12 protein-coding genes are annotated in these 13,950 nt (G+C 63.5%); 9 read left to right on the forward strand and 3 right to left on the reverse strand.

Translation table 11 applies throughout. From position 1 onward, the window contains the following. Window positions 1-11 precede the first annotated feature (11 nt). The 3 genes from Q0D31_RS18050 to Q0D31_RS18060 all read right to left on the reverse strand — a co-directional run bounded on the left by Q0D31_RS18050 (window position 12) and on the right by Q0D31_RS18060 (window position 3,869). Entirely contained in the window at window positions 12-746 is a 735-nt protein-coding gene (locus Q0D31_RS18050) for an SDR family oxidoreductase (RefSeq protein ID WP_291853987.1), read from the reverse strand. Between the two features lie 124 nt (window positions 747-870). After that, the gene (locus tag Q0D31_RS18055) at window positions 871-2,691 is read right to left on the reverse strand and encodes an IlvD/Edd family dehydratase (RefSeq protein ID WP_291853989.1); all 1,821 of its coding nucleotides are present in this window, start codon (window positions 2,689-2,691) and stop codon (window positions 871-873) included. 146 nt (window positions 2,692-2,837) lie between these two features. Next, on the reverse strand, window positions 2,838-3,869 hold the full coding sequence (locus Q0D31_RS18060; RefSeq protein ID WP_291853991.1) for a LacI family DNA-binding transcriptional regulator: 1,032 nt from the start codon (window positions 3,867-3,869) through the stop codon (window positions 2,838-2,840). A 345-nt stretch (window positions 3,870-4,214) separates the two neighbouring features. Here Q0D31_RS18060 and Q0D31_RS18065 point away from each other — a divergent pair, with 345 nt between their 5' ends. The 9 genes from Q0D31_RS18065 (at window position 4,215) to Q0D31_RS18105 (ending at window position 13,950) form a co-directional block, all read left to right on the forward strand. Further along, window positions 4,215-5,531, forward strand: a complete 1,317-nt coding sequence (locus Q0D31_RS18065) for an extracellular solute-binding protein (RefSeq protein ID WP_291853993.1) — start codon at window positions 4,215-4,217, stop codon at window positions 5,529-5,531. Window positions 5,532-5,664: 133 nt separating this feature from the next. After that, window positions 5,665-6,603: a sugar ABC transporter permease gene (locus Q0D31_RS18070; protein ID WP_291853995.1), complete on the forward strand. Its 939-nt coding sequence runs from the start codon at window positions 5,665-5,667 to the stop codon at window positions 6,601-6,603. 55 nt (window positions 6,604-6,658) lie between these two features. Continuing rightward, the gene (locus tag Q0D31_RS18075) at window positions 6,659-7,510 is read left to right on the forward strand and encodes a carbohydrate ABC transporter permease (protein WP_291853997.1); all 852 of its coding nucleotides are present in this window, start codon (window positions 6,659-6,661) and stop codon (window positions 7,508-7,510) included. A 75-nt stretch (window positions 7,511-7,585) separates the two neighbouring features. After that, window positions 7,586-8,677, forward strand: coding sequence for a sn-glycerol-3-phosphate ABC transporter ATP-binding protein UgpC (gene ugpC / locus Q0D31_RS18080; RefSeq protein ID WP_291853999.1), 1,092 nt, complete (start codon window positions 7,586-7,588; stop codon window positions 8,675-8,677). 58 nt (window positions 8,678-8,735) lie between these two features. After that, entirely contained in the window at window positions 8,736-9,722 is a 987-nt protein-coding gene (denD, locus tag Q0D31_RS18085) for a D-erythronate dehydrogenase (RefSeq protein ID WP_291854002.1), read from the forward strand. 34 nt (window positions 9,723-9,756) lie between these two features. After that, window positions 9,757-10,701: a sugar kinase gene (locus Q0D31_RS18090; protein ID WP_291854004.1), complete on the forward strand. Its 945-nt coding sequence runs from the start codon at window positions 9,757-9,759 to the stop codon at window positions 10,699-10,701. Beyond that, window positions 10,698-11,348, forward strand: a complete 651-nt coding sequence (gene eda / locus Q0D31_RS18095) for a bifunctional 4-hydroxy-2-oxoglutarate aldolase/2-dehydro-3-deoxy-phosphogluconate aldolase (protein ID WP_291854006.1) — start codon at window positions 10,698-10,700, stop codon at window positions 11,346-11,348. Before Q0D31_RS18090 ends, eda begins: the two co-directional genes overlap by 4 nt. 55 nt (window positions 11,349-11,403) lie before the next feature. Further along, window positions 11,404-12,573, forward strand: coding sequence for an acetyl-CoA acetyltransferase (locus Q0D31_RS18100; RefSeq protein ID WP_291854008.1), 1,170 nt, complete (start codon window positions 11,404-11,406; stop codon window positions 12,571-12,573). 174 nt (window positions 12,574-12,747) lie between these two features. Beyond that, on the forward strand, window positions 12,748-13,950 hold the full coding sequence (locus Q0D31_RS18105; RefSeq protein WP_291854010.1) for a CoA transferase: 1,203 nt from the start codon (window positions 12,748-12,750) through the stop codon (window positions 13,948-13,950).

Consider the following 13,950-nt stretch of genomic DNA (forward strand, 5'->3'; position numbering starts at 1 on the left):
TTTCTCCCAAGCTAAAGCGTCCAGCCGCCGTCAATGATGTGGGCGACACCCGTGGTGAACGTGCTTTCGTCGCTGGCGAGGTAGACGGCAAGCGCAGCGATCTCCTCGGCCGTGCCGAGCCGGCCCATCGGCTGCCGGGCGATGAACATTTCGCGCCCGTTGGGGCCGGCGGCGGCGGCGCGATCGAGCATCGAAGGGGTCTCGATGGTGCCGGGGCAGATGCAGTTGCAGCGCACGCCTTTGGTGATGAAGTCGATCGCGACCGCCCGCGTCAGTGCGGCGACCGCGGCCTTGGTGGCGCCATAGACGTAGCGGTTGGGCGCGGCCTTGAACACGCCGGCGGCGGAAGAAATGTTCACGATCGAACCGCCGCCGCCTTCCAGCATGCCCGGCAGGAACGAACGGATCGTGCGGTGCATCGACTTGACGTTGAGGTCGAACGAAAAATCCCAGTCCTCGTCCGAGCAATCAAGCACCGAGCCGTGGTGTACGAAGCCGGCGGCGTTGAGCAGGATGTCGGTCTTGCCGGCACGCTTGGCCATGGCGGCGACGGCAGCGCTGTCACGGGCGTCGAGCCTTGCCACTTCCGCGATCCCTTCGCCCTTGAGAGCGGCGAGCCTGGTTTCGTCGATGTCGGTGGCGAACACGTGCGCGCCTTCGCGTGCGAACGCCACCGCACAGGCTCGGCCTATCCCAACTGCGGCCGCAGTGACGAAAGCGCGCTTGCCCTTCAGGCGGTCTGACATGTTTTCTCTCCTCGTTTCTTTCGTCATTCCGGAGCGTGCGAAGCACGAACCCGGAATCCATCGCCACGATCGGGAGTATGGATTCCGGGTTGGCGACTGCGTCGCGCCCCGGAATGACCGTGGCTCAATGATTGTCGCGCGCTACCCCGACCCGACCGGCAATGTCCTGGTAGCGCGTGGCGAGTTCCATGCAGGCGCCGGTGGACTGCTGGCCGACCGTGGAGCGATACAGCTCCTGCCAGGGCGTCTGGTTGGCCGGGTAGGGGAAGCCACCTTTCGCCTTCAGCTCGTCGTGGCGTTGGCGCAATTCCGCATCCGGGATCAGGATGTTCGCGGTTCCCTTGTTGAGGTCGATGCGAACCTTGTCGCCGGTCTTGAGGATCGCAAGTCCGCCGTCAGCGGCGGCTTCCGGCGAAGCGTTGAGGATCGACGGCGAACCTGACGTGCCAGATTGTCGGCCGTCGCCGATGCAGGGCAGCGACAGGATACCGCGTTTGATCAGCGCCGCCGGCGGTTGCATGTTCACGACTTCGGCGCCGCCGGGATAGCCGATCGGCCCGACGCCACGGATGAACAGAATACAATGCTCGTCGATGCCAAGCGAAGGGTCGTCGAGCCGGTCGTGATAATCCTCGGGTCCTTCGAACACGATGGCGCGCCCCTCGAACGCGTTCGGATCCCTGGGATTGATCAAGTAGCGGTCGCGGAATTCCTTCGAGATCACGCTGGTTTTCATGATCGCGGAATCAAACAGATTGCCGCGCAGCACCAGGAAGCCGGCGTCTTTCACCAGCGGCTTGTCGTAGGTCCAGATCACGTCGCCGTCGGGCTTCGCCGCCTCGCGGCAGTTCTCGCCCATGGTGCGGCCGTTGACGGTCATGACGTCGGCATGGATGCGCTTGTGCGCCATCAGCTCGCGCACAACCGCCGGAACGCCGCCGGCGCGATGATACTCCTCGCCGAGATAGAAGCCGGCGGGTTGCATGTTGACGAGCAGTGGAACGTCGTGGCCGTGCTTCTGCCAGTCGTCGATCGAAAGCTCGACGCCGATATGCCGCGCCAGCGCGTTGATGTGGATCGGCGCATTGGTGGAGCCGCCGATCGCCGAATTGACCACGATGCAGTTCTCGAATGCCTTGCGGGTCAGGATGTCGGAGGGCTTCAGATCCTCCCAGACCATCTCGACGATCCGCTTTCCGGTTTCGTAGGCGATCTGGCCGCGCTCGCGATAGGGCGCGGGGATCGCCGCGCAGCCGGGCAGCGACATGCCGAGCGCTTCCGCAAGCGAATTCATGGTGGAGGCGGTGCCCATGGTGTTGCAGTGGCCGACCGAGGGGGCAGAGGAGGCCACGATGTTCATGAACTCTTCGTAGTCGATCTCGCCCGCGACCAGCCTTTCCCTGGACTTCCAGACCACCGTGCCTGAACCGGTGCGCTGGCCCTGATGCCAGCCGTTCAGCATCGGGCCGCCGGAGAGCACGATGGCAGGCAAATTGACTGTCGCCGCTGCCATCAGGCAGGCTGGTGTGGTCTTGTCGCAGCCGGTGGTCAGAACCACGCCATCGAGCGGGTAGCCGAACAGGATTTCGACCAGACCGAGATAGGCGAGATTGCGGTCGAGCGCTGCGGTCGGGCGCTTTCCGGTTTCCTGGATCGGATGCATCGGAAATTCCATCGCGATGCCGCCGGCGGCGCGGATGCCTTCGCGCACCCGGTGCGCCAGTTCCAGGTGATGCCGGTTGCACGGCGACAGGTCGTTGCCGGTCTGCGCGATGCCGATGATGGGCTTGCCGGACTGCAATTCTTCGCGGGTCAATCCGTAGTTGAGGTAACGCTCAAGATAGAGCGCGGTCATTCCGGGGTTGTGTGGATTGTTGAACCATTCGAGGGAACGAAGTCTCCGACCCTTGCCATTGCTGGCAACCTTGTTGTCGTTTTTTTTCATTGGATCCTCCCGCACTGCAAACTACCGGCGGCTGAAATCACGGCAGCGATCGCACCATGCTCAAACAGCCGGCCCGATCCTAAGTCGCCCCGGAAGATAGCGCTACCATTTTTTGACGCGGGTCGCGTCACCGTGGAAGCGAGTGGTTATGCCCCGTGCGGCGTCGAGCTCTCGCGCACCATCAGCTGGAAGCCGAGATCGAGCACCGGTTGCTCCGGGCGGCGGCCCTCGATCGCATCGATCACCATGGTGACAGCATGCCGGCCCATCTCATACCGATTGGTGCGCACGCTGGTGAGCGAGGGGACGGCGGCAGCCATGAATTCCAGGTCGTTGAAGCCGACGATGGCGAGGTCGCGCGGGACCGATATCTGGCGGCGCTGGCATTCGAACAGGACACCAAGGGCCAGGTCGTCGTTGACGCAGAACACAGCGTCGATGTCGGGCGCTTTAGCAAGGAGATCGGCAAACAGCGCCCCGCCGAGCGTCACCGCGGTTGGCATGGAGGTGGTGACGACAAGATTGGGGTCAAACAGGAAGGCCGCTTTCATGGCGTCGCGATAGCCGTCGAACCGCCGCTGCACGCGGGGGTCCATCCGCGCGCCGAGAAAACCCGTGCGCCGGTACCCTTGCTCGAGGATATGCGAAATGGCCGCAAACGCAGCGTCGTAGTGCGAAAAGCCGACCATCATGTCGACCGGGCTGTCGCCGATCTCCATGATCTGCGTCACCGGGCAGTTCATGGATTCCAGGATGGCGCGCGACTCTGCGGTCTGGTTGATGCCGGTCACGATCAGCCCGGCCGGCTTTTGGGCGCGAAACAGCCGAAGCAGTCTTTCCTCCTGCAGGATGCTGTAGCGCGTGTTGGCCAGCTGGATGCTGTAGCGGCTGCCTTCGGAAGAATCGTAGACGCCGCGCAGCACGTCCGCGAACACGCTGTTGGTCAGGGAGGGGATAACGACGCCGATGACCTCGGTGCGGTGCGATGCCAGCGCGCGGGCCGCCAGATTGGGCACGTAGCCCAGCTCCTTGACCGCGCTTTCGACCCGCTCGCGCTTGCTCAGCGACAGCGCGTCAGGGTTACGGAAAAAACGTGATGCCGTGATCGGACTGACGCCGGCAAGCTTGGCGACTTCGGTAAGCCGGACTTTGCCTGATCTGGTCTGTTTGCGAACCATCGCGCGCTGATATCACATCACGCTTGCCGATTGAACCATTATTGACAGCGCTACCATCGGATTGCTATAAACCGCCAAAACGCCAACAATCAAGGCGGTGCCGTTCCGAAGTAGGGTTTAGCGAATGATGCCGCGCAAGGTGATGATGTGCCTGCCGATGCGTAAATGGAAACCGCATTTCAATCCTCAACTGTAAAATCTGAATGGAGCTTCCGGCTGGCGATGTATACATTGATGTTGCCAATGGCGTTGCCGGCAGTTCGATCCTTGTTCGGTCAATGGGCCTCAAGAGCCCACGATGCAGATTTCGAAGCGCTTACCCACTAATTCCCAGGGAGGGAGTCTATGACCAAGACCATCATGACCAAGATCAATCGACGTAAATTTCTGAAGACCACGGGCGGCGTGGCCGCCGTGCTGGCGTCGGTCAAGATGCCGGCGATCGCGCAGGGTCCGACGGAAGTGCATATTCTGCGCTGGAACGATTTCGTTCCGGCCTGCGATGCCCTGCTCAGGACCAAGCTGTTCCCCGAGGCTGAAAAGGCGCTCGGCATCAAGGTCAAGTTCGAGACCGTCAACGCCAACGACCTGCAGGCGCGCATCACCTCGGGCATTCAGGCTGGCGCCGGCCCCGACGTGATCATGCTGAACAACAATCACCCTCAACTCTACCAGGCGAGCCTCGTCGATGTCTCCGACATCGCGGCGGAAGTCTCAAAGGACCAGGGCGAGTGGTACAAGGCCGCATTGGCCAACGCTTCGGCGGGCGGCAAATTCTTCGGCGTGCCGATGAACTATGTCGGCGGTTTGAACGCCTGGCGGGTGTCGATGTTCAAGGACATCGGGCTGACCGAATTCCCCAAGACCTGGGACGCCTATCGTGACGCGGGCAAGAAATTGAAGGCCAAGGGCTTCCCGATCGGCCAGTCGCTCGGCCAGTCGTTCGGCGATCCGGTCGGGTTCGCGTATCCGTTCCTGTGGTCGATGGGCGGGGCCGAGGTCGATGACAAGGGCAAGGTCGCCATCAATTCGAAAGAGACCATCGAGGCCGTCAAGTACATGACCGGCTTCTGGAAGGACTCGATGGACGAAGGTGGTCTTGCCTGGGACGACTCGTCCAACAACCGCGCCTTCCTGGCCGGGACCGTCTGCTCGACGCTGAATGGCGCCTCGATCTACATTGAGGCCTCGCGCAAGCCGGACCAGTACAAGACGGCCGACGGCAAGCCGCTCAAGGACGACATCCAGCACGCATTCCTGCCGGCAGGCCCGAAAGGTGTGTTCGGTCTTCACCTCGTCCAGTCGCACGTCATCCCGACCTATTCGAAGAACCAGAAGGCGGCCAAGGATCTGCTCCGGTTCATGCAGACCAAGGCGAATTACGAGCAGTGGTTCGAGACCGGCCAGGGCTTCTACACGCCGCCCACCTCCGGTTGGGAAAAGCACAAGGTCTGGACCCAGAATCCCGTGATGTCGCCGTTCGCGACGATCGGAAAGACAGGCCTGGCCGCCGGATATCCCGGTCCGTCGAATGCCAAGGCTGCCGAAGTGCTGTCGAAATACCTGATCGGCAACATGTTTGCGTCGGCCATCAAGGGCCAGTCGGCAGAGGACGCCGTCAAGGCGTGCGAGAGCCAGCTGAAATCGATCTACGGCGCCTGATGCGAGCCTGTCCCTGTCGCCCCCGTGGCGACAGGGACATCTTCGCATTGCCGTTTTTCTGTGCGCCTTTCTTTGCGCCCGTTGATTGGCGACAAGGGGCTTTGCTTTATGCGACCGCACCTGGATTGATGTAATGGCCACCGTAGTATCCGTTTCCGACGGCGGTATCATTGTCGGCAAGCCGAAATGGCGACCGTTGGAGAACGAAGGCAACCTCGCGCTGCTGCTGTTGCTGCCGACAGTCGCGCTGCTGCTGATGTTCATCGCCTACCCTTTTGTGCGCGGGATCTTGCTCGCGGTTACCAATTCGAAGGTCGGCGTGATCGGCGATTTCGTCGGTTTCGAGAACTTCGCGCGCCTGCTGAAAGACCCAATTTTCCACGCCGTCGTTTACAACACGTTCCTCTACACGTTTGTCACCACGGTGTTCAAACTCATCCTGGGTCTCTGGCTCGCTTTGCTGCTCAATCGCGATTTCAAGTTCAAGGCCTTCACGCGCGCCTTCATTCTGCTCCCCTTCATCGTGCCGACCGTGCTCGCCTGCTTCGCCTGGAAGTGGATGTTCGATCCGACCTTCTCGGTGATCAACTGGATGCTGTTCAAGTTGGGCATCGTCGCGGCTGGCGCCGGCGTCAACTGGCTCGGCGACGGCGATATGGCGATGCTGTCGATCATGATCGTCAACATCTGGCGAGGCGTGCCGTTCTTCGCCATTTCGCTGATGGCGGGCCTGCAGACCATCAGCCCTGACCTTGGTGAGGCCGCCGCCATCGACGGCGCCAAGCCGTTGCAGCGGTTCTGGTACATTACCTGGCCGCTGCTGATGCCTGTGACCATGGTCGTTGTGCTGTTCTCGGTGATCCAGACCTTCTCCGACTTCCAGATCGTCTATGTCATGACTGGCGGCGGCCCGGCCAATGCCACTCACCTGTTCGCGACCTATGCCTACCAGCTCGGCATCGGCACCGGCCTGCTCAGTCAGGGCGCCGCCGTCTCGCTCGCCATGTTCCCGCTGCTGTTTGCCATTGTAATCTTCCAGTTGATGTACATTCGCAGGGTGGAGACACGGTGATGAGCAATCGCTTCGCCGCTCCACCGCTGTCATCCAGGGCCCCGGAGTCCCACTTATGATCGAAGGTGCAATCTGGCGCCGGTGGGTGTTCTTTCGCCTGCCGATGGCGATCTTCCTGATCTTCCTGCTGTTCCCTTTCTACTGGATGATCATCACGACATTCCGGCCCGATGGTGAGCTCTACATTCCCTGGTACCGGGCCAACTACAAACCGTTCTGGACCTGGAATCCGACCACGGCGCATCTGAAGTACCTGTTCGGCGAAACCACTTTCGCGATCTGGATGTGGAACACCACCTTCATTGCGGTTGTTGCCACCGCCATCTCGCTGTTCTGCGGCGTGCTCGCCGGCTACGCGCTGTCTCGGCTGAACTTCAGGGGCGCGGCGCTGCTCGGTACCACCATCTTCGTCACCTATCTGGTGCCGCAGACGCTGCTGTTCATTCCGCTGTCCGAGATCATCCGCGCCTACAGCCTCGGCGACACGCCCTGGTCGCTGATCCTGAGCTACCCGACTTTCCTGATCCCGTTCTGCACCTGGCTGATGATGGGCTACTTCAAGTCCGTTCCGAAGGAGCTGGAGGAGTGCGCGCGTATCGACGGCGCCACACGCTGGCAGGCGATGCTGTACATCATCATCCCCGTAGCGGTGCCAGGCATCCTGTCCGCCATGATCTTCGCGTTTACGCTCAGCTGGAACGAGTTCATCTACGCCCTCGTGTTCCTGTCGAGCCCGGAGCAGAAGACCGTACCCGTCGGCGTGATCTCGGAACTCGTGCGCGGCGACGTGTTCTTCTGGGGACCGCTGATGGCCGGGGCGTTGTTCGGCTCGATTCCGGTCGCCATTGCCTACTCGTTCTTCGTCGAACAATACGTTTCCGGCGTGACCGGGAGCGTCAAGGGTTAGCGCATTAAGTGCCATGCCAGCGGGGCAATCCACCAAGGCACAACAAAACGGGACGACTGGGGACAGAGAGCGGCAATGTCAAATGTAACGATCCGTCATGTACACAAGCACTACGCCGATTTTCATGCGGTGAAGGGTATCTCGCTCGAGATCAAGGACAAGGAGTTCGTCGTGCTCGTCGGCCCGTCGGGCTGCGGCAAGACCACCACCTTGCGCATGGTCGCGGGGCTCGAGACGATCACCGAGGGCGACATCATGATCGGCAACAAGATCGTCAACGAGTTGCCGCCCATGGATCGTGACATCGCCATGGTGTTCCAGAACTACGCGCTCTATCCGCACATGACGATCTACGACAACATGGCCTTCGGCCTGAAGATGAGGAAATTTGACAAGGCGGAGATCGCCAAACGGGTCAACAACGCCGCCGATATCCTCGATATCAAGGAGCATCTCAGCCGCAAGCCCCGCATGCTGTCGGGTGGGCAACGCCAGCGCGTCGCGCTCGGTCGCGCCATCGTGCGCAATCCGAAAGTCTTCCTGTTCGACGAGCCGCTGTCCAATCTTGACGCCAAGCTGCGGGTCCAGATGCGCGTGGAGCTCAAGAAGTTGCACCAACGCCTTGCCACGACCTCGATCTATGTGACCCACGACCAGGTCGAGGCGATGACGCTGGGCGACAGGGTCGTCGTGATGAAAGATGGCCTGATCCAACAGGTGGGCGAGCCGCTCGAACTCTACAACAACCCGGCCAACAAATACGTCGCCGGGTTCATCGGATCTCCGGCGATGAATTTCGCCGAGACGGTGATCGAGCAGGTCGGGAACGCGGTCTACGCCACCAACCCGACCATGAAGATTCGCGTGCCCGAGCAGATCGCGGCGCGCATGGGGCCGCACAAGGGCAAGCCCGCGACGCTCGGCATCCGGCCCGAAGACCTGCACATGGCCACCGGCGCCGACCCGGAAGAACTCTCGTTCGATGCGGTGGTGGAGGTCGCCGAGCAGCTCGGCTCCGAGATCATTCTCGACCTGAAAGCCGGCGGCGGCGCGATGGTCGCCAGCGTCGAGCCGACCGTCAAGGTGAAGCCGCAGCAGAAGATTCGCCTCGGCATCAACCCGAGGGGACTTCGGTTCTTCGACGCAGCGACCGAGGCGGCCATTTGATCGCCGCAGGCGGTGCCCGGACGACCGGCGGAGAGCAAGGAAAAGGAGGAGTTGGGTCTTGCACATTCTGATTCTCGGCGCCGCCGGCATGGTCGGCCGCAAGCTGACCGAACGACTGCTGCGCGACGGCCGCCTCGGCAAGCACGAGATCACCCGCCTGACGCTGCAGGACGTGGTGGCTCCCGCCAAACCCGCCAAGGCGTCGATCCCGATCCAGGTGGTGGCTTCCGATATCGCGGATGCTGGCGCTGCCGCGCCGCTGATTGCGCATCGGCCCGAAGTGATCTTCCATCTCGCCGCGATCGTTTCCGGCGAGGCCGAGGCCGAGTTCGACAAGGGCTACCGGATCAATCTCGACGGCACGCGATTTCTCATCGACGCCATCCGCAATGCCGGCGGCGGCTACAAGCCGCGGCTGGTGTTCACGTCATCGATTGCGGTGTTCGGCGCGCCGTTCCCGGAAAAGATCGGTGACGAATTCTTCCATACGCCGCTGACGAGCTACGGCACGCAGAAGATGATCTGCGAGCTCCTGATCAACGACTACACCCGCAAGGGCATGCTCGACGGGATCAGCATCCGCCTGCCGACGATCTGTGTGCGCCCAGGCAAGCCGAACAAGGCGGCTTCCGGCTTCTTCTCCAACATCATCCGCGAGCCGCTCGCGGGCGAAGAAGCGGTGCTGCCGGTGTCCGAGGACGTGCGGCACTGGCACGCCTCGCCGAAATCGGCGGTAGGTTTCCTGATCCACGCCGGCACCATGGACCTCAATTCGATCGGGCCGCGGCGCAATCTGAGCATGCCCGGAATGTCCGTGACCGTCGGCGAACAGATCGCGGCCCTCGATCGCGTCGCCGGCAAGAACGTCACCGTGCGCATCAGGCGGCTTCCCGATCCCACCATCATCGGCATCGTCAGCGGCTGGCCACGGGATTTCGTCACCGACCGCGCGCTCAAGCTCGGCTTCACGACCGCCGAGCAGACCTTCGACGACATCATCCGGATTCACATCGAGGATGAACTCGGCGGCAAGTTCGCAAGCTGAGGCGACTTTCACGCTACTTCGTGCGGACGCGGCCATGACTCCTGTAGCCTGCATCGGCGAGTGCATGATCGAGCTGAAGCAGGCGGAAGGCGGCCTGTTCTCGCGCGGCTACGGCGGCGATACGCTCAACACCGCCGTCTATCTCGCCCGTCTCGGCGCCGGGGTCGATTACCTCACCGCACTTGGCGACGACGCCCTCAGCGCCGAGATGATCGCCGGCTGGGCGGCGGAAGGGGTTGGGACGACGCGGGTGTTGCGCCTGCCGGGCAAGCTGCCGGGCCTCTACATGATCCAGACCGACGGCCGCGGTGAGCGGCGCTTCTTCCACTGGCGCGACAGCGCCGCCGCCCGCCGCCTGATGGACTTGCCGGAGACCGCGGCCATTCTGGAGTCGCTGGCGGATTATCGCGTCGTCTATCTCTCGGCGATCACGCTCTCGCTCTATGGCGGGGAGGGACAAGCGCGGCTGTTTGCGGCGCTTGGACGCGCACGAAAAGCCGGGGCGCGGTTTGCGTTCGACACCAATTTCCGCGCCCGCGGCTGGCCTGATCCAGCGCTTGCGCGGGCGGTGTTTCGGGAGGCTTTCGAGGCCGCCGATATCGTTCTGGCCTCGACGGAGGATCTGTTGCCGCTCTATCCCGGCGAAAGCGAGGAAGCGCTGCTGGCGCGCATCCCGGCCGCGGAGGTGGTTCTGAAACTGGCCGAGCCCGCGAGCATCCTGCGCCTTGGGAGCGCCGCGCACCGGATCAGGGCCGAGCCGGTGCAAGCGCCAGTCGTCGATACCACCGCGGCCGGCGACAGCTTTGCCGCGGCTTATCTCGCGGCGCGGCTGGCGGGTGCGGACCCCGAGCGCGCCGCGCGCGCCGGCCACCGCCTGGCCGGCGTCGTGGTCTGTTATCCCGGCGCCATCATCCCGCGCGCGGCGATGCCGGCGAACCTGTTCTCAGGCCCCGAAACCCTATGCAAGGCGTCGCCATGACTGCAGCCGTACGGCAGGAGAAGCTCGCCGCCATCTTCAAGTCCGCCGTGGTCATCCCGGTGCTGACCATCGAACGGTTGGAAGACGCGGTGCCGCTGGCGCGGGCGCTGGTTGCCGGCGGCGTGCGCGTGCTGGAAGTTACCCTGCGGACGCCGGTGGCCATCGAGGCCGCCAAGGCCATGATGGCGGAGGTGCCGGAGGCCGTCGTCGGCATCGGCACGATCCTGAACGCGGACGATCTCGCGCGTGCCCGGGCGCTCGGCGCCCAATTCGGCATCAGCCCGGGCGCGACCCCGGAACTGCTGCAGGCCGCAGCGGCCGGCGATCTGCCGTTCGCGCCGGGGATCGCCACCGCTTCCGAATTGATGCAGGCGCTGGCGCATGGCTTCGACCTCGTCAAATTCTTCCCGGCGGAGCCGTCCGGCGGCATCAAGGCGCTGCGGGCGTTGGCCGGACCATTCCCGAATATCCGCGTCTGCCCGACCGGGGGCATCGGCGAGGCCAATGCGGCGTCCTGGCTGGCCGATCCTAACGTGGTGGCGGTCGGCGGTTCCTGGCTCTGCCCGGCGGCGGCTATCCGCTCCGGTAACTGGGCCGGCATAACCGCCATGTGCGCGCGGGCGATCAAATCGCTGAAACCGGCGTGAAGTCTGTTTGCCAATAGGATACAAAGTCCCGCGAACCGAAACAGGGAGAACGACCATGACAGCCAGCATCGTCGGATGGGCGCACACGCCGTTCGGCAAGTTCGACGCGGAAACCGTCGAGAGCCTCGTGGTCAAGGTGGCGACCGACGCGCTCACCGATGCCGGCATTTCCGCGGCAGACGTCGACGAGATCGTGCTCGGTCATTTCAACGCCGGTTTCTCGCCGCAGGATTTCACGGCGTCCCTCGTGTTGCAGGCCGACCCGAAGCTGCGCTTCAAGCCGGCCACGCGGGTCGAGAACGCCTGCGCCACCGGTTCCGCGGCCGTGCACCAGGGCATCCGGGCGATCGAGGCGGGGGCCGCCAAGATCGTGCTGGTGGTCGGCGTCGAGCAGATGACGCGGACGCCCTCGGCCGATATCGGCCGCTACCTCTTGAAGGCTTCGTATCTGCCCGAGGACGGCGAGACGGTCGGCGGCTTCGCCGGCGTGTTCGGCAAGATCGCGCAAGGCTACTTCCAGAAATATGGCGACCAGTCGGATGCGCTGGCGATGATCGCGGCCAAGAACCACAGGAACGGCGTCGCCAACCCCTATGCGCAGATGCGCAAGGACTTTGGCTACGAGTTCTGCCGCTCCGAGAGCGAGAAGAACCCGTTCGTCGCCGGCCCGCTGAAGCGCACCGACTGCTCGCTGGTGTCCGATGGCGCGGCGGCCCTGGTGCTGACGGATTCGGAAACCGCCAGGACGATGGGCAAGGCGGTGAACTTCCGCGCCACCGCGCATGCCCAGGACTTCCTGCCGATGTCGAAGCGCGACATCCTGCAGTTCGAAGGTTGCACGGTCGCGTGGCAACGCGCGTTGGCTCAGGCCGGGGTGCAGTTGTCGGATCTGTCGTTCGTCGAGACCCACGATTGTTTCACGGTCGCCGAATTGATCGAGTATGAGGCGATGGGCCTGACGCCGCGCGGGCAGGGCGCCCGAGCCATCAAGGAGGGCTGGACGCAGAAGGACGGCAAGCTGCCGGTCAATCCCTCCGGCGGCCTGAAGTCCAAGGGCCATCCGATCGGCGCCACCGGCGTCTCCATGCATGTGATGAGCGCGATGCAGCTCGTGGGCCAGGCGCCCGAGGGCATGCAGCTCAAGAACGCGAAGCTTGCGGGCATCTTCAACATGGGCGGCGCGGCGGTGGCGAATTATGTCTCGATCCTGGAACCCGCGAAGTAGCCGAAGCCAGTCGCAAGGTTGATAAGGCGGGCGAGGGCGGATCGCACCTTTGCCCCAAGATCGCGCCATGCATACGCCCATACGCCGGACGAGCTTGATCTTACGGACTACCTGCCGTTACTAGACCCCAGAAGCAACAACGCGGTCGAAACGCCCGCTTGCCTGGGAGCAGCCATGGGACCCCTTGAAGGCATCAAGGTCATCGACATGACGACCGTGCTGATGGGCCCCTACGCCACCCAGACGCTCGGCGACTACGGCGCCGACATCATCAAGGTGGAATCGCTCGACGGCGACGTGACGCGCCAGATAGGGCCGACCCGCCATCCCGGCATGGGGCCGGTGTTCCTCAACACCAACCGCAACAAGCGCTCGATCTGCCTCGATCTGAAGAATCCCGCCGGGCGCGACGTCGTGCTGCGGCTGATCAAGTCCGCCGACGTGCTGGTCTACAATGTGCGCCCGCAGGCGATGGCGCGGCTGAACCTCGGTTATGACGTCGTATCGAAAATCAACCCGCGCCTGATCTATGCCGGCGTGTTCGGCTTCGGCCAGGACGGGCCCTACGCGGCCAAGCCCGCCTATGACGATTTGATCCAGGGCGCGACCGCGTTGCCGGCGCTGATGGCGCAGACTGCCGATGGCGTGCCGCGCTATGTCCCCAACGCCCTCGTCGACCGCATCGTCGGGCTGACGGCGGTGGGCGCCATCTGCGCCAGCCTGGTCGATCGCGCCCGCACCGGCCGCGGCCAGCGCGTCGATATCCCGATGTTCGAAACCATGGCCGGCTTCGTCATGGGCGATCACATGGGCGGCCTGACCTATGAGCCGCCGCTCGACAAGGGCGGCTATGCAAGGCACCTGTCGCCCGATCGGCGGCCCTACAAGACCGCCGACGGCTACATCTGCGTCATCGTCTACAACGACAAGCAGTGGCAGAACTTTTTCGCCGCCACCGCGCGCGACGATCTCCGCGGCAATCCCAAGTTTGCGACCTTCGCCGGTCGCGCCGCCAATATCGACACGGTCTATGCCGAACTGGCGCGTATCCTCGAAACCCGGACCACCGCCGAATGGACCGATATCCTGGAGAAAGCCGACGTGCCTGTCATGCCGATGCATGATCTCGAGGGCCTGCTCGGCGATCCCCACATCGTCGCGACCGATTTCTTTCCCGTGGTCGATCATCCGACCGAGGGCCGGATTCGCAACATGCGGCCCGCGGCGCGGTTCTCGGAAACGCCGGTTGAAACCAGGCGGCTGGCGCCGCGTCTGAGCGAGCACAGCGCCGAAATCCTGCGCGAGGAAGGTTTCTCGCCGGACGAGATCGCGGCGCTGGTGCGCGATGGTGTCACCAAGGCCGTAGCCAGCACATAG

It is taken from the genome of Bradyrhizobium sp., from assembly GCF_022844465.1.
Lineage (GTDB): Bacteria > Pseudomonadota > Alphaproteobacteria > Rhizobiales > Xanthobacteraceae > Bradyrhizobium.

Excerpts from the sequence above, each read along its gene's own strand:
- Q0D31_RS18050 (WP_291853987.1), bottom strand. The coding sequence starts at position 746 with ATGTCAGACCGCCTGAAGGGCAAGCGCGCTTTCGTCACTGCGGCCGCA.
- Q0D31_RS18055 (WP_291853989.1), bottom strand. The coding sequence starts at position 2,691 with ATGAAAAAAAACGACAACAAGGTTGCCAGCAATGGCAAGGGTCGGAGA.
- Q0D31_RS18060 (WP_291853991.1), bottom strand. The coding sequence starts at position 3,869 with ATGGTTCGCAAACAGACCAGATCAGGCAAAGTCCGGCTTACCGAAGTC.
- Q0D31_RS18065 (WP_291853993.1), top strand. The coding sequence starts at position 4,215 with ATGACCAAGACCATCATGACCAAGATCAATCGACGTAAATTTCTGAAG.
- Q0D31_RS18070 (WP_291853995.1), top strand. The coding sequence starts at position 5,665 with ATGGCCACCGTAGTATCCGTTTCCGACGGCGGTATCATTGTCGGCAAG.
- Q0D31_RS18075 (WP_291853997.1), top strand. The coding sequence starts at position 6,659 with ATGATCGAAGGTGCAATCTGGCGCCGGTGGGTGTTCTTTCGCCTGCCG.
- ugpC (WP_291853999.1), top strand. The coding sequence starts at position 7,586 with ATGTCAAATGTAACGATCCGTCATGTACACAAGCACTACGCCGATTTT.
- Q0D31_RS18090 (WP_291854004.1), top strand. The coding sequence starts at position 9,757 with ATGACTCCTGTAGCCTGCATCGGCGAGTGCATGATCGAGCTGAAGCAG.
- eda (WP_291854006.1), top strand. The coding sequence starts at position 10,698 with ATGACTGCAGCCGTACGGCAGGAGAAGCTCGCCGCCATCTTCAAGTCC.
- Q0D31_RS18100 (WP_291854008.1), top strand. The coding sequence starts at position 11,404 with ATGACAGCCAGCATCGTCGGATGGGCGCACACGCCGTTCGGCAAGTTC.
- Q0D31_RS18105 (WP_291854010.1), top strand. The coding sequence starts at position 12,748 with ATGGGACCCCTTGAAGGCATCAAGGTCATCGACATGACGACCGTGCTG.